Origin of the sequence: Anthropogastromicrobium sp. (assembly GCF_037349415.1) — a bacterium.
Lineage (GTDB): Bacteria > Bacillota > Clostridia > Lachnospirales > Lachnospiraceae > Anthropogastromicrobium > Anthropogastromicrobium aceti.
Map to the genome: position 1 here is coordinate 24933 of NZ_JAXWCK010000033.1, position 20219 is coordinate 45151.

At 43.1% G+C, this 20219-nt stretch carries 15 protein-coding genes; all 15 read right to left on the reverse strand.

The genetic code is table 11. From position 1 onward, the window contains the following. Window positions 1-14 precede the first annotated feature (14 nt). The 15 genes from WJP93_RS07265 to WJP93_RS07335 all read right to left on the reverse strand — a co-directional run bounded on the left by WJP93_RS07265 (window position 15) and on the right by WJP93_RS07335 (window position 20190). Window positions 15-2468: a rhamnogalacturonan lyase gene (locus tag WJP93_RS07265; protein ID WP_337547535.1), complete on the reverse strand. Its 2454-nt coding sequence runs from the start codon at window positions 2466-2468 to the stop codon at window positions 15-17. A gap of 19 nt (window positions 2469-2487) precedes the next feature. Continuing rightward, window positions 2488-3303: a rhamnogalacturonan acetylesterase gene (locus WJP93_RS07270; RefSeq protein WP_337547536.1), complete on the reverse strand. Its 816-nt coding sequence runs from the start codon at window positions 3301-3303 to the stop codon at window positions 2488-2490. Window positions 3304-3334: 31 nt separating this feature from the next. Then, the gene (locus WJP93_RS07275; protein WP_337547537.1) at window positions 3335-3919 is read right to left on the reverse strand and encodes a nitroreductase family protein; all 585 of its coding nucleotides are present in this window, start codon (window positions 3917-3919) and stop codon (window positions 3335-3337) included. A gap of 15 nt (window positions 3920-3934) precedes the next feature. Beyond that, a complete protein-coding gene (locus WJP93_RS07280; protein WP_337547538.1) occupies window positions 3935-6619 on the reverse strand; it encodes a hypothetical protein in 2685 nt (894 codons plus the stop codon). A 201-nt stretch (window positions 6620-6820) separates the two neighbouring features. Beyond that, window positions 6821-8425, reverse strand: a complete 1605-nt coding sequence (locus WJP93_RS07285; RefSeq protein ID WP_337547540.1) for an ABC transporter substrate-binding protein — start codon at window positions 8423-8425, stop codon at window positions 6821-6823. 130 nt (window positions 8426-8555) lie between these two features. Beyond that, window positions 8556-9464, reverse strand: coding sequence for a carbohydrate ABC transporter permease (locus WJP93_RS07290; protein ID WP_066560720.1), 909 nt, complete (start codon window positions 9462-9464; stop codon window positions 8556-8558). A 13-nt stretch (window positions 9465-9477) separates the two neighbouring features. Continuing rightward, the gene (locus WJP93_RS07295) at window positions 9478-10455 is read right to left on the reverse strand and encodes an ABC transporter permease subunit (RefSeq protein WP_337547542.1); all 978 of its coding nucleotides are present in this window, start codon (window positions 10453-10455) and stop codon (window positions 9478-9480) included. A gap of 335 nt (window positions 10456-10790) precedes the next feature. Beyond that, a complete protein-coding gene (locus WJP93_RS07300; RefSeq protein ID WP_337547545.1) occupies window positions 10791-11486 on the reverse strand; it encodes a DUF1961 family protein in 696 nt (231 codons plus the stop codon). 93 nt (window positions 11487-11579) lie between these two features. Continuing rightward, window positions 11580-15101 (reverse strand): sugar-binding domain-containing protein, encoded by a 3522-nt coding sequence (locus WJP93_RS07305; RefSeq protein WP_337547546.1) that lies wholly within the window; start codon window positions 15099-15101, stop codon window positions 11580-11582. A gap of 282 nt (window positions 15102-15383) precedes the next feature. Beyond that, window positions 15384-16028, reverse strand: a complete 645-nt coding sequence (locus WJP93_RS07310; protein WP_118616407.1) for an ATP-binding cassette domain-containing protein — start codon at window positions 16026-16028, stop codon at window positions 15384-15386. Window positions 16029-16166: 138 nt separating this feature from the next. After that, window positions 16167-17039, reverse strand: a complete 873-nt coding sequence (locus WJP93_RS07315) for a hypothetical protein (protein ID WP_337547549.1) — start codon at window positions 17037-17039, stop codon at window positions 16167-16169. After that, complete coding sequence (locus WJP93_RS07320; protein WP_337547550.1) at window positions 17032-17817, reverse strand: hypothetical protein; 786 nt, start codon at window positions 17815-17817, stop codon at window positions 17032-17034. Before WJP93_RS07320 ends, WJP93_RS07315 begins: the two co-directional genes overlap by 8 nt. Before the next feature lie 16 nt (window positions 17818-17833). Continuing rightward, the gene (locus tag WJP93_RS07325) at window positions 17834-18778 is read right to left on the reverse strand and encodes a hypothetical protein (RefSeq protein WP_337547551.1); all 945 of its coding nucleotides are present in this window, start codon (window positions 18776-18778) and stop codon (window positions 17834-17836) included. 4 nt (window positions 18779-18782) lie between these two features. Further along, window positions 18783-19664, reverse strand: a complete 882-nt coding sequence (locus WJP93_RS07330; protein ID WP_337547552.1) for a hypothetical protein — start codon at window positions 19662-19664, stop codon at window positions 18783-18785. Further along, a complete protein-coding gene (locus tag WJP93_RS07335) occupies window positions 19654-20190 on the reverse strand; it encodes a sigma-70 family RNA polymerase sigma factor (RefSeq protein ID WP_337547554.1) in 537 nt (178 codons plus the stop codon). Before WJP93_RS07335 ends, WJP93_RS07330 begins: the two co-directional genes overlap by 11 nt. Window positions 20191-20219 lie beyond the last annotated feature (29 nt).

Below are 20219 nucleotides of genomic sequence, written 5' to 3' on the forward strand. Positions count from 1 at the left end.
ATACATTCATAAAACTACCGAGTAGTCACCGTTGCTGCCAGCGCTGGCAACACATATTTCCACTCCATATCGCTTGCCAGATAAAACTTCGTGTAGCACGGCTGGTTGTAGCAGTTATTCTGCCATGCCACGCCGACGCGGTACTGAATGTCATGAAGCAGCGTAAACAATTTATGTGCTGACAGATCGGTGTTTGTGTAGATACGCACTGCACTGCTGTCTTCGAGGCGAAGAATAATCTCGTCACGGTAATCACCGAAAATATCTGCGACAAGACAAGGATTTCCCTTTGTGCCGTTGTTTGTAAGCGTTCCCTGTGGGTCAAGCATAATGCCATGTGTGTTATCGTTAATAATACCTGTCTGCTTTTTGCGCTCCATATAGTCAACACCGTCAATGATCTGCGTTGTCATATCACAAGCCCAATGGATATTCGCATTTGTTCCAAGACGCTTTACATCAAGCTTGTTTCCATTGCAGTCAAATGTGTCCTTTACCCACACCTGAAGACCACGCACACCCGGTACGACATCTCCTATCATGCAGCGTCCAAGATCTTCTTCTGCATATTCACCAAAGAATACTTTTCCAGTAAGTGCATCGCGAAGCGCAAATCCATACGGTGCTGCCTTTGCACCCTCGAACACATTAAAGATCTGGTAGCCCGGCAAATCCGGATTGATTCTTGCGACATGCATTGCATCACCATGACCAAGCTTTGCAAGACGTCCATCTGGCAGGTGATCATAGCTTGAATATAAAAGACTGCCATCATGGTCAATCACAGCTGCACCATAGATAATCTCCTGGCAGCCATCACCATCCACATCTGCTACTGAAAGGCTGTGATCTCCCTGTCCTGCAAACTTTCCATAAACAGGATCTAAACCTTCTTTTTCATGTGCATTATCATTAAATGGATTGCTCATTGGCACATGACCAGAATCTGCCATGAATCGTTTTGCAAAGTGACCGTCCTTAAAATCATAAGCTGTCACAGTGCTTCTTGTGTAGTAGCCTCTGCATATGATAACAGATGGATGTTCACCGTCTAAATACGCAACACCAGATAAGAAACGATCTACACGGTTGCACGGTTCAATTCTTCTCATTGCATAATCGCCCCACATCAGGCCGTCATCGCCTCTTGGCACTGGAAAATCAATTGTCTCAAGCTCTTTTCCATCACCGCCAAACATAGTCAGATATTCCGGACCATCATAGATAAAGCCCTCAAATGCTTCAAGATGATTCTTATCGCTTCTTGACGGTGCAAATTCATATATAAAGTAAGAAACAAGCTCTTTTGCATCCTCGCGGCTAAGCGGATAATGATACTTAACAGGAATACCAAAGCACTCCTCAAGTGTCGCAGGCCAGCGTCCAGATACAACCTCCGGGTGACTGCTCCAGCCCATAAACATCTCTACAAGATGCTCTTTATAATCTGCTGCGGTACATACATAATTGTCCTGATTTGTCACGCCATTTTTCACATCGCGCTCAGGAAGAGTGATATATTCCTCTGCCACTGTGCCGTCTGCTGCAAAACGAGTCACCTTTGTACCTGGTGCAGTCTTTACGCACATTTCTGCCTTGCCGTCACCGTCAAAATCGTACACCATAAATTGCGTGTAGTGCGCTCCTGAGCGGATATTTGGTCCCATATCGACACGCCATAAAAGTGTACCGTCCAGTCGATAGCAGTCAATGTAGCAATTTCCGGTATAACCGCGATGAGAAACATCATGTGCATTTGACGGATCCCACTTTACGATATACTCTAACTCGCCGTCTCCGTCTACATCACCAATACTCATATCATTTGCGCTGTAGGTGTATGGCTGACCCTCTGGATACATCTCTCCCTTTGGGGAACGGCCATCAGCTGGCTTATTCATTGGAATATCAATGTAATTGTTTTCCCATACAAAAACTTTCTTACAGCGTTCTCCCTCTTTGCCGTCAATAATCGGTGCAACACTGTATGTATCCTGCAAGGTTCCATCTGTATCAAGATAGTTAGTGCTGTCTGTAACGACTGTAATTTTCTTTTCACCTCGGTATACAGCATAATCAGCACCTGTAAGTCCTGTATCGCTGTAGCCGCGCACCTCGTCAATAAACATACGCCAGCCAACATACACACCTTTGTCTGTCTTAACAGCAATAAGACCTCTGTTTAATTTTTCAAGCTGCTCATGAAAAACTGCCTTAAGAGGTGTCTCAACGATATTACTCATCTCATACTCAGTTTCATTCTTTACAGCTGCTACCTTTAAATAATGCGGCACATGCGTTGCCTTCTTTAAGACAAAGCTGCACTCTTTTGTATCGCCCACAAGCTGATACTTCATGGTCGAAATATCTTTATCGGCCCAGTAAACATGATACTTTTCGGCTTCCTCTGCCGGTTCCCAGGCAATTTCTACACAGTCATTACGGACCTCTTTTACTGTCGCATTCATAACGCTCTCCCTTTCTTTATCAAAGTGCGACGAACATATTTTTTGCCAGCTCTGCTTTCACCTTATCCAGCTTGTCATCACGCTCATATGAACGAATCAATCCTGCAAGAAGTCCGGCAAATGCCTTTGCACCTGCCTGCTGTAAATGTGCATTGTCCTTTTTTCCGTCTGGATAGCCTTCATATGCTCCCTGATCTAACCACATAAACAGCTTCTTAGAACCATCACTTCCAACAGTATTTAAATAATCTGCAGTTGCTTTTCCCAGATCAAGCACAGGAAGATCATACTTATCCCCCATCTCAAGCATCTTATCACGATACTCTGGAAAGCTTACACTAAACTTGCCATCCGGCGTATCATCACAATCTCTCATTGCGATTGCTGTCACAAGAACTGGCTGTGCGCCACACTCCTTTGCTGCATTTATATAGCGAAGCAGATATTCCTCATACTGCTTGGGCGTAACATAACGCTCCTCTTTTTCCTTGTTTGCATCGTTATGCGCAAACTGCATGAACAGATAGTCGCCCGACTTGATCGCCTTTTTTAAATCATCAAGGCGACCCTCATCAAAGTAGCTTCTGCTGCTTCTTCCTGCCATTGCACGGTTATCAATAAACAAGCCATCTGTCTCATAAATAATTGACTGGTCAAAATCAGAAGCACTCTTTTTGCCATAGCCCATCCAGTCACAGCCATCCTGATTAATCTTTTGTTCTGTCTCTTTAAAATAAGTGTGCAGCATCTGACCCCAGCCGGTAATCGGCTTTACAGGTGTCTTATAACTTTGTACGGTAGAATCTCCTGCTAAGTAAATTGTAAATTTTTTCATTTTTGCGCTCCATTTTTCAAAAGTTTCTAAGTTACAGTTCCTTTACAATCACATCCTTCAGGCTTCTCTTCGGAACATAATGAACCTGATTTTCGTCACGATAATATTTGATATCGTCGTCTTTTACCTCAACCATCTTTACTTCTTCAACTGGAACGCCAAGTGCGATTACCATTGAAATTGCATACTTCTCTGGATCTAATCCAAAGATTTCCATAAGCTCGGTGCGCTTGATATTCATTAACATGCAGCCGCCGTAGCCCATATCTCTTGCGCCAAGGAAAATGGTCTGTGCCACGATTCCTTCGTCAACGGTCTGATTCTTCTGAAGGCTCAAATCACGCAAAATCAAAATATAGCCTGTCGGACGCTCTCCCTCTGCCGGGCCGTCCCAGTCACTTAAATAGCCTGCCCATGCCAGATTTTTGTAAATCTCTGCATTCATCTTCTCATCTGCGCAAAGTGCAAAGCGGATATACTGACGATTTCCACCGCATGGTGTGATGCGGCCTAACTCAGCCAGCTCCTCAAGTTCCTGCATAGTCATTTTTTTACTCTGATCAAAGCGGCGGTATGAACGTGCGCCAGCTACTAAATCGTGAAATTTCTGTGTCATAATTATTTTTCTCCTTTACGCTTTATGGAATCCACTTTCATCAAGCCCTGCCAAAAGCTTTTCTAACTCTTCCATTGTCTTTGGCAAATCCTCGCGAATATAGCGAAGTGCCGTGATTATATTTAAGCACCACTGTGAAGTGAAGTTTGTAGTAATCCATGGAATCTCATGAAGTACTTCTTTATTTCCTACATCAAAGATGTCATGCGCCAAAAAGCCCTCTGTATTATTATGAGTGCAAAGTGCATGAAGAAGAATCTTCCATGTAGTCTGTGCCAGCCACTTATCGTGCAAACGAGCTGCTCCATATGCTGCAAGTCCCGATGCCATAAATGGAAGGCTAAACTCTCTGTTTCCGATAAGACCATTTGATTCTTCTAACTGCTTTTCCTTTGGCAGATAGTAGAAACGGCCATGCTCTGCTAACATATCCTTCCATTCTTCATCGCCAAGCAAATCGGCAATCTCAATCCATACCTGAATAGCACCCATGCACACCTGCAGATGACTTCCTCCGTTTGTGCGCTCTCCGATGTAACGAAGATGGCTGTCCTTCGGATCATACTCAAAATCAGGACCTGAGGTAAGACGAAGCGGCAGCGCCTTTAAATCATCAATACCGATCTGAATCTTATTTCTGTATGTGTCATCGTTAAATCGCTCCCACTGTGTCATCCAGTCAGAGCAAAAGCTTGACCAATCTGGTCCTGAACGCGCATGTGCCGGTGCATTCATCTTATCTTTGTCAAAGAAGAAACGAAGCGGATCTGTCGTAACAATTGCCTCATCAGCATCCTTTACATCCTCAAAGACATCACCAATACGCATATCACCTGTCAGGTAGTAATAGAAACGATGATGACCTGCCATTGCAATACGAGCCTCCTTGCATGAGCAGCCCCAGTGGCGCACGTTATGACGAGATCCAAGACCTTTAAGCGGACCAAAATGATAGATATCAACCTCTGAACAGTGACGGCTCATTGCCTCTGCCATTGTGAAAATATCTTCTCTTCCGCTTCTCATAAAAGCTAACCACAACCACAGCGTTGGAACAAGCTCTGTATTCTGCCATGCGTAGCCGCCCATATCATAGCGCCAGCTATGGCGGAATGGATCATAAGTATGCATGATATCTCCATAATTAAACATGCCGTACCAACTGCGCACCTCTACCTCATTTTTATAAAAATTAAATGCCTTATCAAGCTGTTCCTCTAAGAAGCGCTCTACCTGTGTTTTTTTTGATGGAAGACTCCACTCACCAAATGCCTGAAGCTTTTCATAAACAGACGGATCTGCTACATATACAGGCGGCTTTTGAACGCTGTCTGAAAAACGCTTTAATGCATCGCCATCAGATGCTGCGTTATTAGAAAGCTCGATAGAGAAATTGTTAGTATTTCCAATACCATAAGCAGATGCACCAACTACATCGAAGCCCTCATAATAAGTCTGGGAATAGCCCTGATCGGCATAATGGCGAAAATCCATTGCCTCAACCTGTGGACACCACAGCCAGAAAATCACCTCGGCATTGTCCTGATCAAGATCACCAGCCTCAACTGCTGACGGATATTTCTGCCAGAAATCTTTTGAGGAAAGGGAGAAGCTTCCGCTCTCATCGGCAATATTTACGCTGCCCGGTGCTCTCATGCCATGAAGTCCCTCTATATAGCAGCAGTCTGGATTTACGATCTTCTTTTTAATAGAAAAATGTGTTGCGCTATCCTGACAAAGCACGTAGCGGCTCCAGATCGGCATATGCTTAGATGCTTCTATTGCAGTTGCGGCAGCCTGATCATTATCTGCATCAAGATAAAGCATCTGTCCCTTTGTCTGCGCATCATAAATCTCTGGTGCTACTCTTGGACGCCAGCTAAGAAGCTCAGTCATCTCCTCATGAAAACTTCCATGATCAGTACCAAAACGAATGTGACGGTTATACATTTCACCCTTCATTGGACGATGGAAACGCACACCAAGACCTTTAAGAAAATCCTTCTTCTCATCACCATCAAACAAAAACGTATGCTCAAAATCAATCTTTGGGCTATTAAAATAGATAGTCTCGCGGATAACAAATGGCAGCACACGGCGATCATTTGCATGACTTACATGAGTTCCTCTTAAACAAAAAGTCACACGAACTGGTCCCTGCTCCTCAATAGAAACAGACTCAATCTCTCCTGTGTACGGCACTGTTTTTTGAATCAATACACCGTCTTTCACACTTCTTTCTTCTAGCTGCAGCACCAGATCCGCATCCGTCACCTGAACACGTCCATCTACTGTTACATCACGAAGAATCACATTTTTATTCTTTGGCACAGCTGCGTGAACACATCCTGCGTCAACTATATATGCATCTTCCTCTTCTTTTACAAAAAGTGATGACTCCATATCCTTTTTGCTGCTTACGTCTTCATTTACAGGAATAACCTCAAAGATTTCACCATTTTTGCTGTCTGCGGTATGAGCTGTCCACTTTACTGAACCATCCGGCCAGTATGCTGTTATTCTTGACTGAGACGGCACCATTTTATTGTTTGTATTGTCTTTTGCATACACATTAAAGGAAGCATCCTTAGATACAGCGCCTTTCTCCCACATGCAGCCCCATGTTGTATAGCCATACGCTTTTCTGTTTTCCATCAGATGAAGTGTCATTGACTGAACTGTCTGCTCCTTCATTTCCATGTTTTTCATGTCCTCCATGTTCTTTTGCCCCATTTTTCTTTCTTTTTCACACACACCTCACATATGCTCTTTTTTGACAATTTGCATTTTGTAAGGCGTTTATTCACCAAAAAACAAAATAAGGGACACCCGGCCAAAACCAGGTGTCCCCAATACCGCTTTGGTATCACACCATTGACGGTTTTCTTATTTTATTTTTAATTACTCAGCCTGGCTGGAAGCTTCCTCAGTAGCTGCTTCCTCAGTAGCTGCTTCCTCGGTAGCTGCCTCAGTATTCTCATCAGCCTCAGCGGTTTCCTGATCTGCTGCATATGCCTCGTTAACCTCAGCAATCAGATCATTTCCACCCTTATTTGCCCAGTCATCCCAAGCATCCTGCAGACCCTGCTCGTCGATAACGCCGCAGATGTACTGTGTTCTTGCCTCAGACAGAATGTTGTCAAGGTCAGCGCCATACTTGGAGTAAGTCTCAGAACCGGACAGGTAAGCAAGTGCCGGGTTGGTAACTGCTACCGGACGGGTTCTCTGCTCGTAGCACTCGGTCAGAGCATCATCTCTCTCAGTTGGCTTCAGAGGCTTCTTATCTTCCGGATATCCTGGGATATAAGCAACCATCTGATTCAAACCAAGGTTTGGTCTATCACTTGTCTCTCCTTCGATAGTCTCAATCTGTCCATCCTCAGTCCAGTTGTAGGTAACGCCCTCAAGACCGTAATCAGCTAAGATAAGCATATCATAATCATTTAACTTATCAAGGAAGGTCAGAGCATTGATAACATCTTCCTCAGTCTTAGCACCATCGGTGGTGATCAGATAGTATCCGTTGTAACCGGAAGTAGCAAGAGTCTTGCCATTGATCGGTCCTAACAGGTTCATAGATGCAAACTCATCTGGATTAGTAACAGACGGAACTTCGTTGTTTACGAAGTAGTCCCAAATACGGCGAGCGCCATCCATAACGTCGATGTAAACACCGTTCTGACCCTTCTTGCAGCCGTTTGACCACTCAGAAGTATCAATAGTTACCCAATCTGGGCTCATTAAACCATCATCATAAACCTTCTTTAACCAGTCGATTGCTTCCTTGTACTCAGCAGTCTGATGTACCGGAACAAGCTGACCGTCCTGCTCTACCCAGCCGTTTCCACAGCCAAACCAAGTCTGAACTATATCAAACGGTCCTGTGTACTTGGTCATTTCCATACCGTAGGTATCATCTACATTGTTTCCATCCGGATCGCCATAGGTGAACTGATACAGCATGTTATAAACATCATCAATAGTCTCCGGAGTACCAAGACCTAACTTATCAGCCCAGTCCTGACGATAGGAGAAGCCGTAACGTCCAAGCTCACGTACACGTGGAATACCGATAACCTCTCCGCCTACAGTCAGACCCTTTAAGGTTTCCTTGTTAACCTGAGACAGATTCGGGAACTTCTCGCTGTCATCAAGATACTCGGACAGATCCCAGAATGCACCTTCCTCAGCTGCAGATACGATCGTACCGTTCATGGATCCACCACAGGTGATGATCATTGGCATGTTATCGAAGTCCATAAGAGTGGTTCCAATAACCTGATCATATGCACCATTATCTCCCCACTTGATATCAAAGTTAAATCCAGTGTAATCCTCAACCATCTGGATAACCTGATCAGAACCCTCGTTCTTTAAGCTCTTACCAGCGTTGTACTCTGGTACAAGTAAAGTAACGGTTGGCTTCTCATCTGCAAATGCCATAGACGGAAGCATTGTTGCTGCCATTGCTGCTGCCATACCAGCTGCTACAAATTTCTTATTCATTTTTTAAACCCTCCTGGAATAAATATTCTGACAGTGTCCGAAGCTGCACTTTTTACAGGCAGCTTTCGGTCGCCATCTATGAAAGATGATCTGCGAAATTTTCGCGCTCATTATCACTTCTTTTTACTTATTAGCCCTTAACTGCACCTACCATAACACCCTGTGTAAAGAACTTCTGGATGAATGGGTAAACACAAAGAATCGGGACAGTTGCAACTACAGTAGATGCCATACGAACTGCCTTAGACGGCGGTGCTCCATTTGAACCCCAGTCCATAAGCTCATCTGTCTCTGCCTGCTGTGCCTGCTGCATAACCTCACGCAGTACCTGCTGTACAACCTTCATGTTAACATTATCAATATACAGCAGTGAGTTGAAGTATGCGTTCCAGTGTCCTACTGCGTAGAACAGACCTACAGAAGCCAAAACTGGCTTGGAAAGAGGAAGAACAACCTTAAGGAAAATGGTAAGGTCAGATGCACCATCGATGTGTGATGCTTCCTCAAGTTCCTTTGGAAGACCCTGGAAATAGTTCTTGATAATAATCATGTTGAATGCACTGATTGCACCTGGCAGCCACAGTGCCCAATATGTATTACGAAGATGAAGAATATTTACAACTAAGATGTAGCTTGGTACCATACCACCGCCAAACAGCATCGTAACGATAACCATGTTTGTGATACCGTTTCTCCAACGGAAGTCGGAACGTGCCAGAGGATATGCAAGTGTGGTACTCATAAACATATTGATAAAAGTACCAACTGCTGTTACAAGCAGAGAGTTTGCAAGACCTCTAAAAATAGAACCATCTTTTACAATGTAAGAATATGCATTGGTAGAAAATACTGTCGGGAACAGGAAGAATGACTTTTCAGTCAGCTCCTGCTCTGTCGCGAAGGAACCAGCCAGTACATATAAAAACGGGATAACGGTTGCTATGGCAAAAAGTGCTACAAACACATACAGAAGAACCTGTACAAATGCATCACCAGGCGACCGCTTAATTCTGTTTGCTCTTGAAATATTGTTAGCCATCGCTTTTGCCTCCTTAATAGAATCCGCTCTCACCACAGAGCTTTGCAATCTTATTTGCACTTAAAACAAGAATCAAACTGACAATAGACTTAAAGAGTCCTGCTGCAGCTGATACAGAATACTGGCCACTTACAATACCTCTCTCATAAATGTAGGTATCAAATACCTGTGCCCTAGAAGCATTCAAATCGTTCTTCATCAGGTAAATCTGCTCGAAACCTGTGTTTAAGATACTTCCGCACTTCATAATCAGCATGATAACAACTGTACCACGGATTGCCGGAAGTGTGATATGCCACATCAGTCTCCATCTGCCTGCACCATCTACACGTGCTGCCTCATACAGCTGCATGTCAACACCGGAAAGTGCTGCTAAGAAAATGATAGTACCGTAACCAGTCTCCTTCCAGATACTCTGTCCTACAATCAATTGATTGAAGTACTTCGGATCGGTCAGAATCTTCGGTGCCCCATCACCCATAAACATCTCCATTAACTGGTAAACAGCACCGTCATTAGAGTTAAACAGCTGCTGTGTTAAAGATGCAACGATAACTAAGGATACAAAGTGAGGAATGTAAACCAGTGTCTGTGAAATACGCTTAAATGGCATACATCTTAACTCATTAAGCATCAATGAAAGAATAATCGGTGCCGGGAAAAACAATGCCAGACTCAATAATGAGATGGACAATGTATTTCTAAACAGCGACCAGAAGCTAACTGTTTTACTTGTAAAAAACTCTTTAAAATTATCCAGTCCTACAAATTCACTGTAGATGAAACTGGAAAAGATGCCTGAATGACCACGAATACGCAGCTTGTAATTCTGGAATGCCATTACCAGGCCGCCCATAGGCATATAACAGAAAATGATCATCCAGATAACGCCTGGAAGAACCATCAGATACAGCCACTTATGACGCTTCATGTCAGTGATCAGCGGAGTCTTCTTATGCTGATAGGCTGATGTGTTATTTTTCTTACCCATGATTTTTCTCCTTCCTTTTTTCTACTCCGATCCTTTTAGAGTGCATTCTATGCATTTACGACCAAGTTTTTTTATAAACTTTGGTTTTCAAAGATGATATCTGCTGCACACGGATGGTGTATTTTCATTGTCGATATTATATAATACTTTGCTTATTTTTTCAATACTTTTTTTACTTTTTGTTCTAAAAAAATTAATTTTTTCTATTTTTTGTTAAAAATTTATCATTTGTCATTAGGTAGAACGGACAAATTTTGGATGTCTATTCAATTTATTTTTAGTTCATAGCAAAAACGACCTTTTATGTAAATAGACACTTTCTCAACTATATTTTTTTAATTTTCAAAGCTATAAACTTTAAGTTTTGAGTACTCTCCTATCATCGGTGCAAGCTGTCTAAATCCGATTTTTCCACCTTCCAAGCATGGACCATATGTTGTTCCATCATCGTTGAAATTGAATACTTCTAAGTCATTGACAAAGAAGCGTACCTGATTCTCATATTTTAAAAGACCAAGCTTGTACGGTGCGGATACATCTGCAACGTCCGGAATAGGATCAGCACCCTGCGCAACAAGATAAAATCCATAGCTCTTTCTTAAGTTGCATGTGTGGAAGCTTCTCTCATCTGGCTCTTTTCTTCTGAAATAAGATACATGGAAGGCATTTATATCTCCGTGATGATAAAGCGGATACTCTCCTGTTCTTGGCTGAAGTGATTCATCAAAGAGATCTTCTCCATTTCTTCCCTTTGCAGCAAAGAAAAGGATTGCAAGTCCTGGCTCCTTTAATGGCTGAAACTCCCATTCAATGTAAACATTGGATGGAAAATTCTTCGGACACCATAAAACGTAGTTTGCCTTCTGACCCTGCGCAGCACTTAAGCCGTTTTCCATGCGAAGCTTGCCCTCAGGAAATGAAATGTTAGCTGTACCCTCAAGCACAAAGCCGTCGATATCGGACTTGGATGCAAGTAGGTTGTTGTAAATTAGTTTTGGAGTTTCTGTGATTCCATACTTTGTAAATTCCATGGTAGATATTCCTTTCTTTTTTATTGTATTGTAACCCAGGAGGTTATCGAAGGGGACCTCGGCGAAGTGTTTGTCGGCCACCCATTTACGTAACTAGTTATCAATTTCGGCGGTTGCGCTCTTCTCGGAAGCAATACTAGTTACTGCTTCTTTCAAATGAACACTCCGTTGTTCAGCGTGTTGTTTCCAAACGGCCATCTCCTCTTCCTCTGCCAAAAGAAGGTTGATCACAGACGCGCTAAAGATATCCTGCGGCAGCTGTCCCTTAAACTCTGGATTAGCAGTCGTGTCTGCCTCTTTTTGATACCAACCGTCTGGTTCCATTGCCCAGAAGCAGCTCTTTCCCGGTGCGCTAAATGTATCGAGTGCAGTGAAACGAATACGATCTGTATATACCTCATGCAAAAAGGCTATGCGCTTTGGTTCGTAGGATGACGAAAGCTTACCTTTTTGAACTTGTTTCCATGTACCGTCTAACCATGCCTCGATAAGATAGCTGCGAAGCTCACCCTCATGTTCACGATGATTTTGACGCGGCATATAGAGTATACCAAAAATGTCATGCTTTTGTGGTGTCTGAATAATGAAGGAATACGGATAGCCACCCGTAAGCCGCACAAAGGTCTGCGGATTTCCATCAAGACAGGCAGATAATGAATCCTCATCTATCTTTGCACCTAGTTCTTTCATTACATCGTTTATCTCAAACAGCGATGATAATTGTTTCCATGATACTTGTCCCTGCGGTTCAAAAGCATCGCTCTTCATATAAGAAAGAATGCTTTTCTTTAGGGCTGCGGCCTGTGGGGTATCCTGTTCAAGATTTATGGAAGTCATCATAAGACGGGCTGTTCCAACCTGACACTCAAAAAGAAGGCTCATCTTGTCGTTTCTATTCCATTCGTCAATTGGCTGAACAAGGTTTGTAATGCAATCGCAGCCAAGTTTTTCTACTCGAAGACCTCTTGCATTTTCAATTAATGACTGCCACTGCCATCCGCCGTCAGCAGTTGTTGGAAATGATGCAAATGCCGAATGTGCTTTTTGAATTATCATGCCCATACCTCGCGCCCAAGTCGGTCCCATCTGTGAGTTCCAGAAGGACGGATTAAAGCGAACAGGCGGACAATCATATGAAGTATCCTCATATGGCAGTTCAAACAATACACGCTTTCCTTCATTAAGAAGTGTTTCGGCGTGGAAGCGGTCTGATGTGATGAAAACTGCTTCGTGCGTATCAGACTCTGCTTTTGACCCGTCTGGTGTAGAAACTGGATTTAATTTGCTGCTGTCAAATATCCAAATCGGCCAGGTATTCTCCACTATCCTTCCATTTGCCTTCATGCTTACTCGCAATGTATAAACACGATTTGGCTCTATATCTTCCATATTCAAGTAAATGCAGCCGGCAGACTGATTTTTCTCTAGCGCATAATCTCTTTGCTTTAGTGTTCCGCAAAGAACAGGCGGCTGAAATATGGTCTGCGTAAGTGTCTTGCCATGTTCACCGTATGTATACCCGGTAACTGGCTGCTGCTCAAGCTGCCAATGAATGCGAACAGACTGTAACGGTGCGCGACCAAAATGGCTGACCTCGATTGGGATGCTGATCGTAGCATTTTTTGCACGGTCGATGCAGTAGGACTCGATGCGCGCAAGAAGTACGGTTTCATCACAAAACTGACGCCACTCGTTTGGAGTAACATAGCCTTTTGAATCCCAGAATGGATCGAGAATACCGACAAGTGCCGTTCCCTGTCCCAAATAATCATGAAGATCAAGAAGTTCAAAACCGTATATATAAGGTGTTCGCAGATTTGCTTCAAGATCTTCCTTTAACATACGCACCTGCTGCCGTCCTGAATTATAGACAAATTCCTTATTTTGCCCCAACACATCATGCGCACGCGCACTCTCACGAAAGATCTCGAAATTCCCCGGCTGCAAATAGCCTGTAAATTTATCAATCACATCAAAATCTGGATACGCACACCACTGGCCAAGCTCATGACATATTACAGGGTAAGAGATATCTTTTAATGATTCACGGTAATCACCACCATTCCAACCGCGCGGTCCACGGATGGTTCCGCCTGGCTGTATGCCAAATCCTGATCTATGAAAATAGACATAATCTGTTCCCGTGATTTTATCCGGCTCCATAGGATACGGCCATCCAGACTGAATGGTATAAAGATGTCTGCTGTCGTATGCGCGACACTTTGATACCCAATCAGTAAGCGGCATAAGCCAGTCTCCACCCGGCTCATTGCTCGGAGACAGCATAAGGAATGACGGATGATTGCCAAATGTATCAAGTATACGCTTTGTCTCTTCCCACAGCACGTTGTTCATTTGCGCATCTGGTGCAAACACATTCCACATATCGCACTCTATCTGCAAATAGACACCAACGCGGTCAGCTGCTTCAAATGCAGCCTCTGGCGGACAATATGAATGGCACCTGATAAAGTTCATGCCCCACGTTTTCACAGTCTCCATGATTTTATCCCAGTATGCGCTGCCACAATCTGGAATGCCGCTTAATGGATAATCGCCTCCAAAATGAGTTCCACGAAGATATGTGTTTCGCCCATTGATGACAAAATGACCGTCCTTTACCTCTGCCCTGCGAAAACCAAATGTGACTTCTTTAGTCTGTAGTACTGCTTTTGGAAACTGCGATACCATTTCTTTGCTCTGTAATGGTAATTGTGTGATATATGATTGCATTTCTCCTTGCAGTGCATTGCTTATAGAGGACAATGTTACTATAAGGTGCTGTAAGCCCTGATCAAACTCATCCCAAAGTAATGTATCAGATGGATAGTTCAGCGTAAGCTCACAAATCTGGCTTCCCGGTGTGAGCACGCAGATCATCTCAGCACTGATATCCGTGCGTGCAATATCCTGTACGCGAACTATACAGTTTTGAGTATGGCTTGTCTCATTTTTCAGATATACTTTTATGGTAGCCTTCGGCAGCTGTGCATTCACCCAAACACGTTCAATCCAAACACGATTGAATAGCTCTAAGGTAATCGCTCCTGCAACGCCGTTCCATGTTGCGCCTAGCGCATCTGACACGCCATGACCATCTGGCCGATACGGCAGCTGCCAGCCATTGTCAATACAAAGCGTAACTGTATGCTCTCCTGCTGATAATGCCCCTGTCTCATATACATGCGGCGCACAAAGACTTACTATGCTGCCTTTGCATTCCCCATCAATCCAGAGCGTTGTCTTCCATTTTGTGTCCTCAAGAGTCAGCCGGCCAACAAACCCATCTGATTTTTCAGGCACAAAAATCGTCTTCTGATACCACGCCTTTCCTGTATAGTGACGCGGCGGCTGACTCAAAAATGGCACCTTTGTTCCATTCTCCTGCGCATACGCATATTCGCCGCGCTGATACCACAACGCATCATACAGACTTTGAACCCACGGTGTATCTTCGCTGATCGCATCGCCATAGCCCTGCGCCTGCAGACATCCAGGCAGCGTGATCGTCTGTGTCAGTCTTCGTTTTTCCCAGTGCTCGGCAAAGCCCCTGTCCTCTTTATCAATCTCAAAGCGCCAGATTCCTGCCAGATCACATGTCTGTCTTTTTTCCATCTGTTTCCTCCGCAAATATACCTTATATAAAAATGATAAAGCTATGATACCACACAAAAAGGTACGATACAATGCAGGTTAGATGCTTCTTATATGCAAAAAAGACCACATTGTTTGCGGTCTCTTTAAACTGTGGCAGAGCTGCGTCCAAAAAAAAACGCCATAGCCGCTTTTGCAGCTTCTGGCGCCTTTGCATAACAATTGCAAGCCACCGGGACAGTAATCAAACCAACGTACCCAATTAAAAGTCCGCCGGACCTGTCCCCATGGTCACTCAGTTTCTCATTCAACTTCTCTCATGACAACTCCTGCATCTATGCGGTACACCTGATCACATAAGATACGGATATCTTCTATATTGTGACTGGAAAGGATGATCGTCGTACCCGCCGCTTTTCTCGCTAAAATCAGCCGCCGCATCTCCTCCACGCCTTTCTCATCCATGCCATTCATCGGCTCGTCTAATATCAGAAGCTTCGGAGACTCCATTACTGCCTGTGCGATCGCCAGGCGCTGTCGCATTCCCATGGAAAACTTTGATACATGCTTTCTTCCGACATTTCCTAAGCCGACCATCTCTAGCACTTCCTTTATTTGAGTCTTTGACAGATTGCCGCGCATCGCTGCGATGTCTGCCAGATTTTGATATGCACTCATATATGGAATAAACTCAATCGTCTCAATGATCGCACCTGCACTCTCTGGGAAATCCACATCCTTTCCGATTCGCTTATCTCCCACTATGACCGTTCCCGTTGTCGGCTGCAAAATACCCAGAATCATTTTCATTAAAACGGTTTTACCAGAACCATTTCGCCCGATAATGCCGTGAATCATTCCTTCCTCAAACCCCATTGTAAGCGGCTGCAACACAGTCTGCTTTCCAAACGTTTTACTGATATTTGTTAATTGAATATAATCACTCATACACGTCACGTTCCTTCCTATATAATTATAATGTTAGACCGAAAAACATTGACTATTGATCTTGCATCCTTTCTCTCAAAAATAGTTCTTGTACACCCTTATTGGCTTATGGGCCATACTCATTATCGATTATACTCATTATCGCCCATACTCATAGCGCCTTAATTTCCAGATGCTAATGCTCAGTGAAACCACAAACAAACCGCCAAGAAATAGGCACGCATACGAAAATGATGGATTGAACCGATCATTTACGCTGGTACTGAGTGCTGAAATTCGACTCAATGTAAGAGGTGAAAAATAGCGAAGTCCTACAATCGCATCCAATACCGCCGTTACCAGATAATCACATGCCAGAGCCACTGCGCCAACCAATATACCGGGGCCATTTTTCCACAACATATGAACCGCCATTGTCAACATTCCAAGAGTCATCGAAACAAGCAGACATAAAAAGAGTTGTCGTACTACCACAACATACTGTGGATTATGCTTTATTAGCGAAAACGTAAAAGAAAAATAATTCTTTATTCCACATCTCCATGGTGCATTCAGCATTTTGACAAAAGCATTTGTCCACGAGATACGAAATGAAATATGAGGAACAATTGCTGCTGCAAGCACTAGTCCCACATAAAAAAAATAGAAAATTGTTACCAAGAACAGATATAAAATCTGACCAAGTAACCAACTTTTTCGAGATGTGCGAATAAGATATGGGTAAATCCCCTTCTCACTATATGGAATATCACAGATCACAAGCAGATAGCCAACCCCGACTGTCATTGCCGTATAATGCGTATTCATCATAGCCAGAAATAACTCCTGCACACTGACCGTTTCTTCTGCCGATGCCAGATACCCACGAATGCCACCGAGATAATAAAGCAAAAAGCAGCCCATGCACAATAAAACAGCCAGATTTTTTCCCTGACGCATTCCCATATGAAAATTCAGACGTGCGTAGCCAAAAATTTGTTTTGCCGTTTTCTTTGTTCTTCTATCAGCCATGTGATGCCCTCCATTTCATTTCCTCTATAAAAATACAGGTAAATAAAAACATTACTGCCAAATTTTTAAAAGCCAGCCAGAAAAGATCCACCTGCGTACCGGTATACCAAAACTGTATTGGCTGATAGCTATATGGACTAACGATCGAAAGCCAATCAATCATGTCTCCAAGATAAAGAAATATCCTATTGATAAAAAAAGGAACAGCTGCAACCACATATCGATTTTCACTAAAAGCAGCAACACATAACCCTAACATCGAGGACCACGCAGCAACTTGAAGCGAATTCAAAACTACATACAAAAAGAATACACCCCAATACGTTCCATCCTGGATCCACTTCTGCCACATTTCACCGACCAGAAAATACGAATTATTGGCAGTCTTTAAAATCTCAGGATGCATCATGCTTCCAACTGCAATAAATAGGAACACGCTCATCATATATAGAAAAATGCTGCCAACAAATACCGCGATTGCTTTTGTCACACAATAGCGAAGCCGACTTGTCCGCATCATTTTTACCCAATCACATTTTCCCTTTTTTTCATCAAAATATACCGATGCAACACTCATAGGAAATACCAGATTTTTCACCAAAGTTGTAATGCCATATTCTTCTGACACACACAACAAATCTAACCAGCCATGATCCGATATTGCCTCTTTTATTTTTAACGTCTCTGCAATTCCCATCAACAAAACTGCCGCGTAGATCACGACACAAAACCATGCTAGCGGAGACGTCACAATCCGCCTTGCTTCCCGTCTGATCATATGCATCCCTCCGTTCCTATTCGCTCTGATCTGTTTGATTAACATTTGCCGTCATTGCAGTCGCATAGCAATACGGGTATTCTCCATCGACAAAACCTTCAATCACATACTGATTTCCACCGTCTGTATCGGACATTGGAATTTGCACATAATAGCCAATATCACACACACTCTCGTCATTCTCGGATCCTTTATCAATCATCAGGTATTCCATGTCACAGGAAGCCTCTTCTACTAATACGCCCGCTTCATCCTCCGCATTCTGATCCCAAAAATAATTGTCAAGACATGCCCGTATGGCTTTCTCTTTAGAAATCAGCTTTCGTCCTTTCTTTTCTTCCCGTGCAATTACTTCTGATACATTATTAAAGGATACAAAATAACCATCTTTCTCAATTGTAATATCAATTGACTGTCCCCAACATTGTCCCAAATCACCCAGTGAATAGCCATTTGGACACAGATGAATTCCATTTTCTTCTATATAATAAATATCATGTTCTTCATCATTATTTTCACCCTGCCACTTTTCTTCATAAGAATCATCGACTGAAATTCCAAGATTCTCAAAAGTTTTTAACCAACGGGCTGTCCATTCTTCTCTGGTTTTTTCTTCTCGTCCATTTATCCGAACAATGGCACCGTTAAATGCTCCCTGATTCCAGTTCACTGTTATTTTTTGCTTTCCAGTATCATAGGTCGTCGTGACTGCTGCCGTCCCACGCTGCGCTAATACCGTTAAGCAATTCTCATCAAGTGTATCCGTGTCTAGCCATGCTTTAATGATCTCCTCCCCTGTGAATACTCTTGATTTAATCGTCAGAATATCTACATCGGCAGCATTTTTTGCCATCACGTTTTCAATCACGCCTGTTCTACTGTTGCCTATCACCGCTGTACAAGAAAATAATACTATTATAAAAATAGCCAAAACAATTTTCACTTTTCCTCGTTTTCTCATTCGATCACCTCATCTCATACTGAATCAATTTCTCCTTCTGTGTCTGCCCTTTCTCATACGTACTGTTTGCATCACTAGCTGCTGCCGCTATTGCAATCGTCTGAGTTTTACTTGTGCCATCCTCAAACGCTGCACAAACTGTAACCTGTATTTTATCGAAAAGAATCGAATTTAAATCCTCTGTCCATTTTCCTGCCTCAATTGATTCACTCTTAAAAAATAAGTTTTCCGTTTGCTCATCATCCGCCGTGAATCCACAAATATTAACAAAACACCCCGCATCCTGATTTTCATAATCAATGGTATAGGAAGTGCAATATAGAACACTTTCCTGCTGATCCTTGTTTTGGGAAATTCTTGGCAAATTCATTGTCTGCTCTGTATATAGAGTCATCTGTGTGCAAAACTTCTCAGGATTCTCCCCGATGATCTGAAACACCCCCTTGTTAATCGTATATGTGATCTGCTTTATCTGTTCACCTTTGCACGAAACAGGAAAAGCAATGCAATAGCTGAGCATATCACTGTCTGATCTCATACCGAATACCCACGAATTTCCGTTCTCATTGTTTAACGCCACCGAATTTTCCGAACTGAGCTCCGATGCATAAACGCAAAGTGAAAATGCAGATGATGTTTTGTTTGTAACAAAATCCTGCTTTGTTTCTGTATACGGTACTTGTCCATTTCCAAAACGATTGAGCTGCACACCTGCAACCACACAGGCAGCCGCAGCAATTCCTGCTGTTATACAGACACGCAACCTTCTTTTTCGTTTCATTCTGTTTTTATAATTATTTGTATTTTTTTGGATCACAACATCTCGCTCATCAATTTCAGGCTTCAATGCCTGCTTCATCAACTGTTCAAATCGCTCATCTGTCAATTCCTCTCGCCTCCAATTCCTGTTTTAAAATTGATTTTGCCTTTCGGATTCTTGTTTTCACCGTATTGACCGGCACTTTCATACATGTTGCAATTTCTTCCATTGTCAGCCCAGCACTGTAACTTAAGCAGATTGGAATTCGATATTTTTCTGGTAGCATCTGCACTGCATTTCTCACCTCTGCAATCTCCTGTTTGTTGATCATCATCTGTTCCGGTGTCGTGTCCCAATCCGCCGCAAATGAAGAAACCGTTTCCTGATGCTCTTCCAAGCTGCTGACTGGCGCGATTCGCATACGGTTTGCATATTTTTTCTTTTTGTTTTTCCACAGCAAAACAGCAACAGACAACGCATAGCTTTTGCTATTTTGCTCTGCTTTCAATGACGCCCGCTTTTCCAATAACAAAACCATCGCGTCCTGATATAGCTCATCTCCCTGCTCTTTGTTATTCGCAATGATACGGCAGAACCTCAGAATATCCGGCCCTGCGTTCATGACAAATGATTCAAATTCTGTGTCAGACATCCCTTATCCTTTCTGTATCGTGTATTTTT

What these genes read in the sequence shown, in the direction of transcription:
- WJP93_RS07265 (WP_337547535.1), bottom strand. Translation starts at nt 2,468, where the DNA reads ATGAATGCGACAGTAAAAGAGGTCCGTAATGACTGTGTAGAAATTGCC.
- WJP93_RS07270 (WP_337547536.1), bottom strand. Translation starts at nt 3,303, where the DNA reads ATGAAAAAATTTACAATTTACTTAGCAGGAGATTCTACCGTACAAAGT.
- WJP93_RS07275 (WP_337547537.1), bottom strand. Translation starts at nt 3,919, where the DNA reads ATGACACAGAAATTTCACGATTTAGTAGCTGGCGCACGTTCATACCGC.
- WJP93_RS07280 (WP_337547538.1), bottom strand. Translation starts at nt 6,619, where the DNA reads ATGGAAATGAAGGAGCAGACAGTTCAGTCAATGACACTTCATCTGATG.
- WJP93_RS07285 (WP_337547540.1), bottom strand. Translation starts at nt 8,425, where the DNA reads ATGAATAAGAAATTTGTAGCAGCTGGTATGGCAGCAGCAATGGCAGCA.
- WJP93_RS07290 (WP_066560720.1), bottom strand. Translation starts at nt 9,464, where the DNA reads ATGGCTAACAATATTTCAAGAGCAAACAGAATTAAGCGGTCGCCTGGT.
- WJP93_RS07295 (WP_337547542.1), bottom strand. Translation starts at nt 10,455, where the DNA reads ATGGGTAAGAAAAATAACACATCAGCCTATCAGCATAAGAAGACTCCG.
- WJP93_RS07300 (WP_337547545.1), bottom strand. Translation starts at nt 11,486, where the DNA reads ATGGAATTTACAAAGTATGGAATCACAGAAACTCCAAAACTAATTTAC.
- WJP93_RS07305 (WP_337547546.1), bottom strand. Translation starts at nt 15,101, where the DNA reads ATGGAAAAAAGACAGACATGTGATCTGGCAGGAATCTGGCGCTTTGAG.
- WJP93_RS07310 (WP_118616407.1), bottom strand. Translation starts at nt 16,028, where the DNA reads ATGAGTGATTATATTCAATTAACAAATATCAGTAAAACGTTTGGAAAG.
- WJP93_RS07315 (WP_337547549.1), bottom strand. Translation starts at nt 17,039, where the DNA reads ATGGCTGATAGAAGAACAAAGAAAACGGCAAAACAAATTTTTGGCTAC.
- WJP93_RS07320 (WP_337547550.1), bottom strand. Translation starts at nt 17,817, where the DNA reads ATGATCAGACGGGAAGCAAGGCGGATTGTGACGTCTCCGCTAGCATGG.
- WJP93_RS07325 (WP_337547551.1), bottom strand. Translation starts at nt 18,778, where the DNA reads ATGAGAAAACGAGGAAAAGTGAAAATTGTTTTGGCTATTTTTATAATA.
- WJP93_RS07335 (WP_337547554.1), bottom strand. Translation starts at nt 20,190, where the DNA reads ATGTCTGACACAGAATTTGAATCATTTGTCATGAACGCAGGGCCGGAT.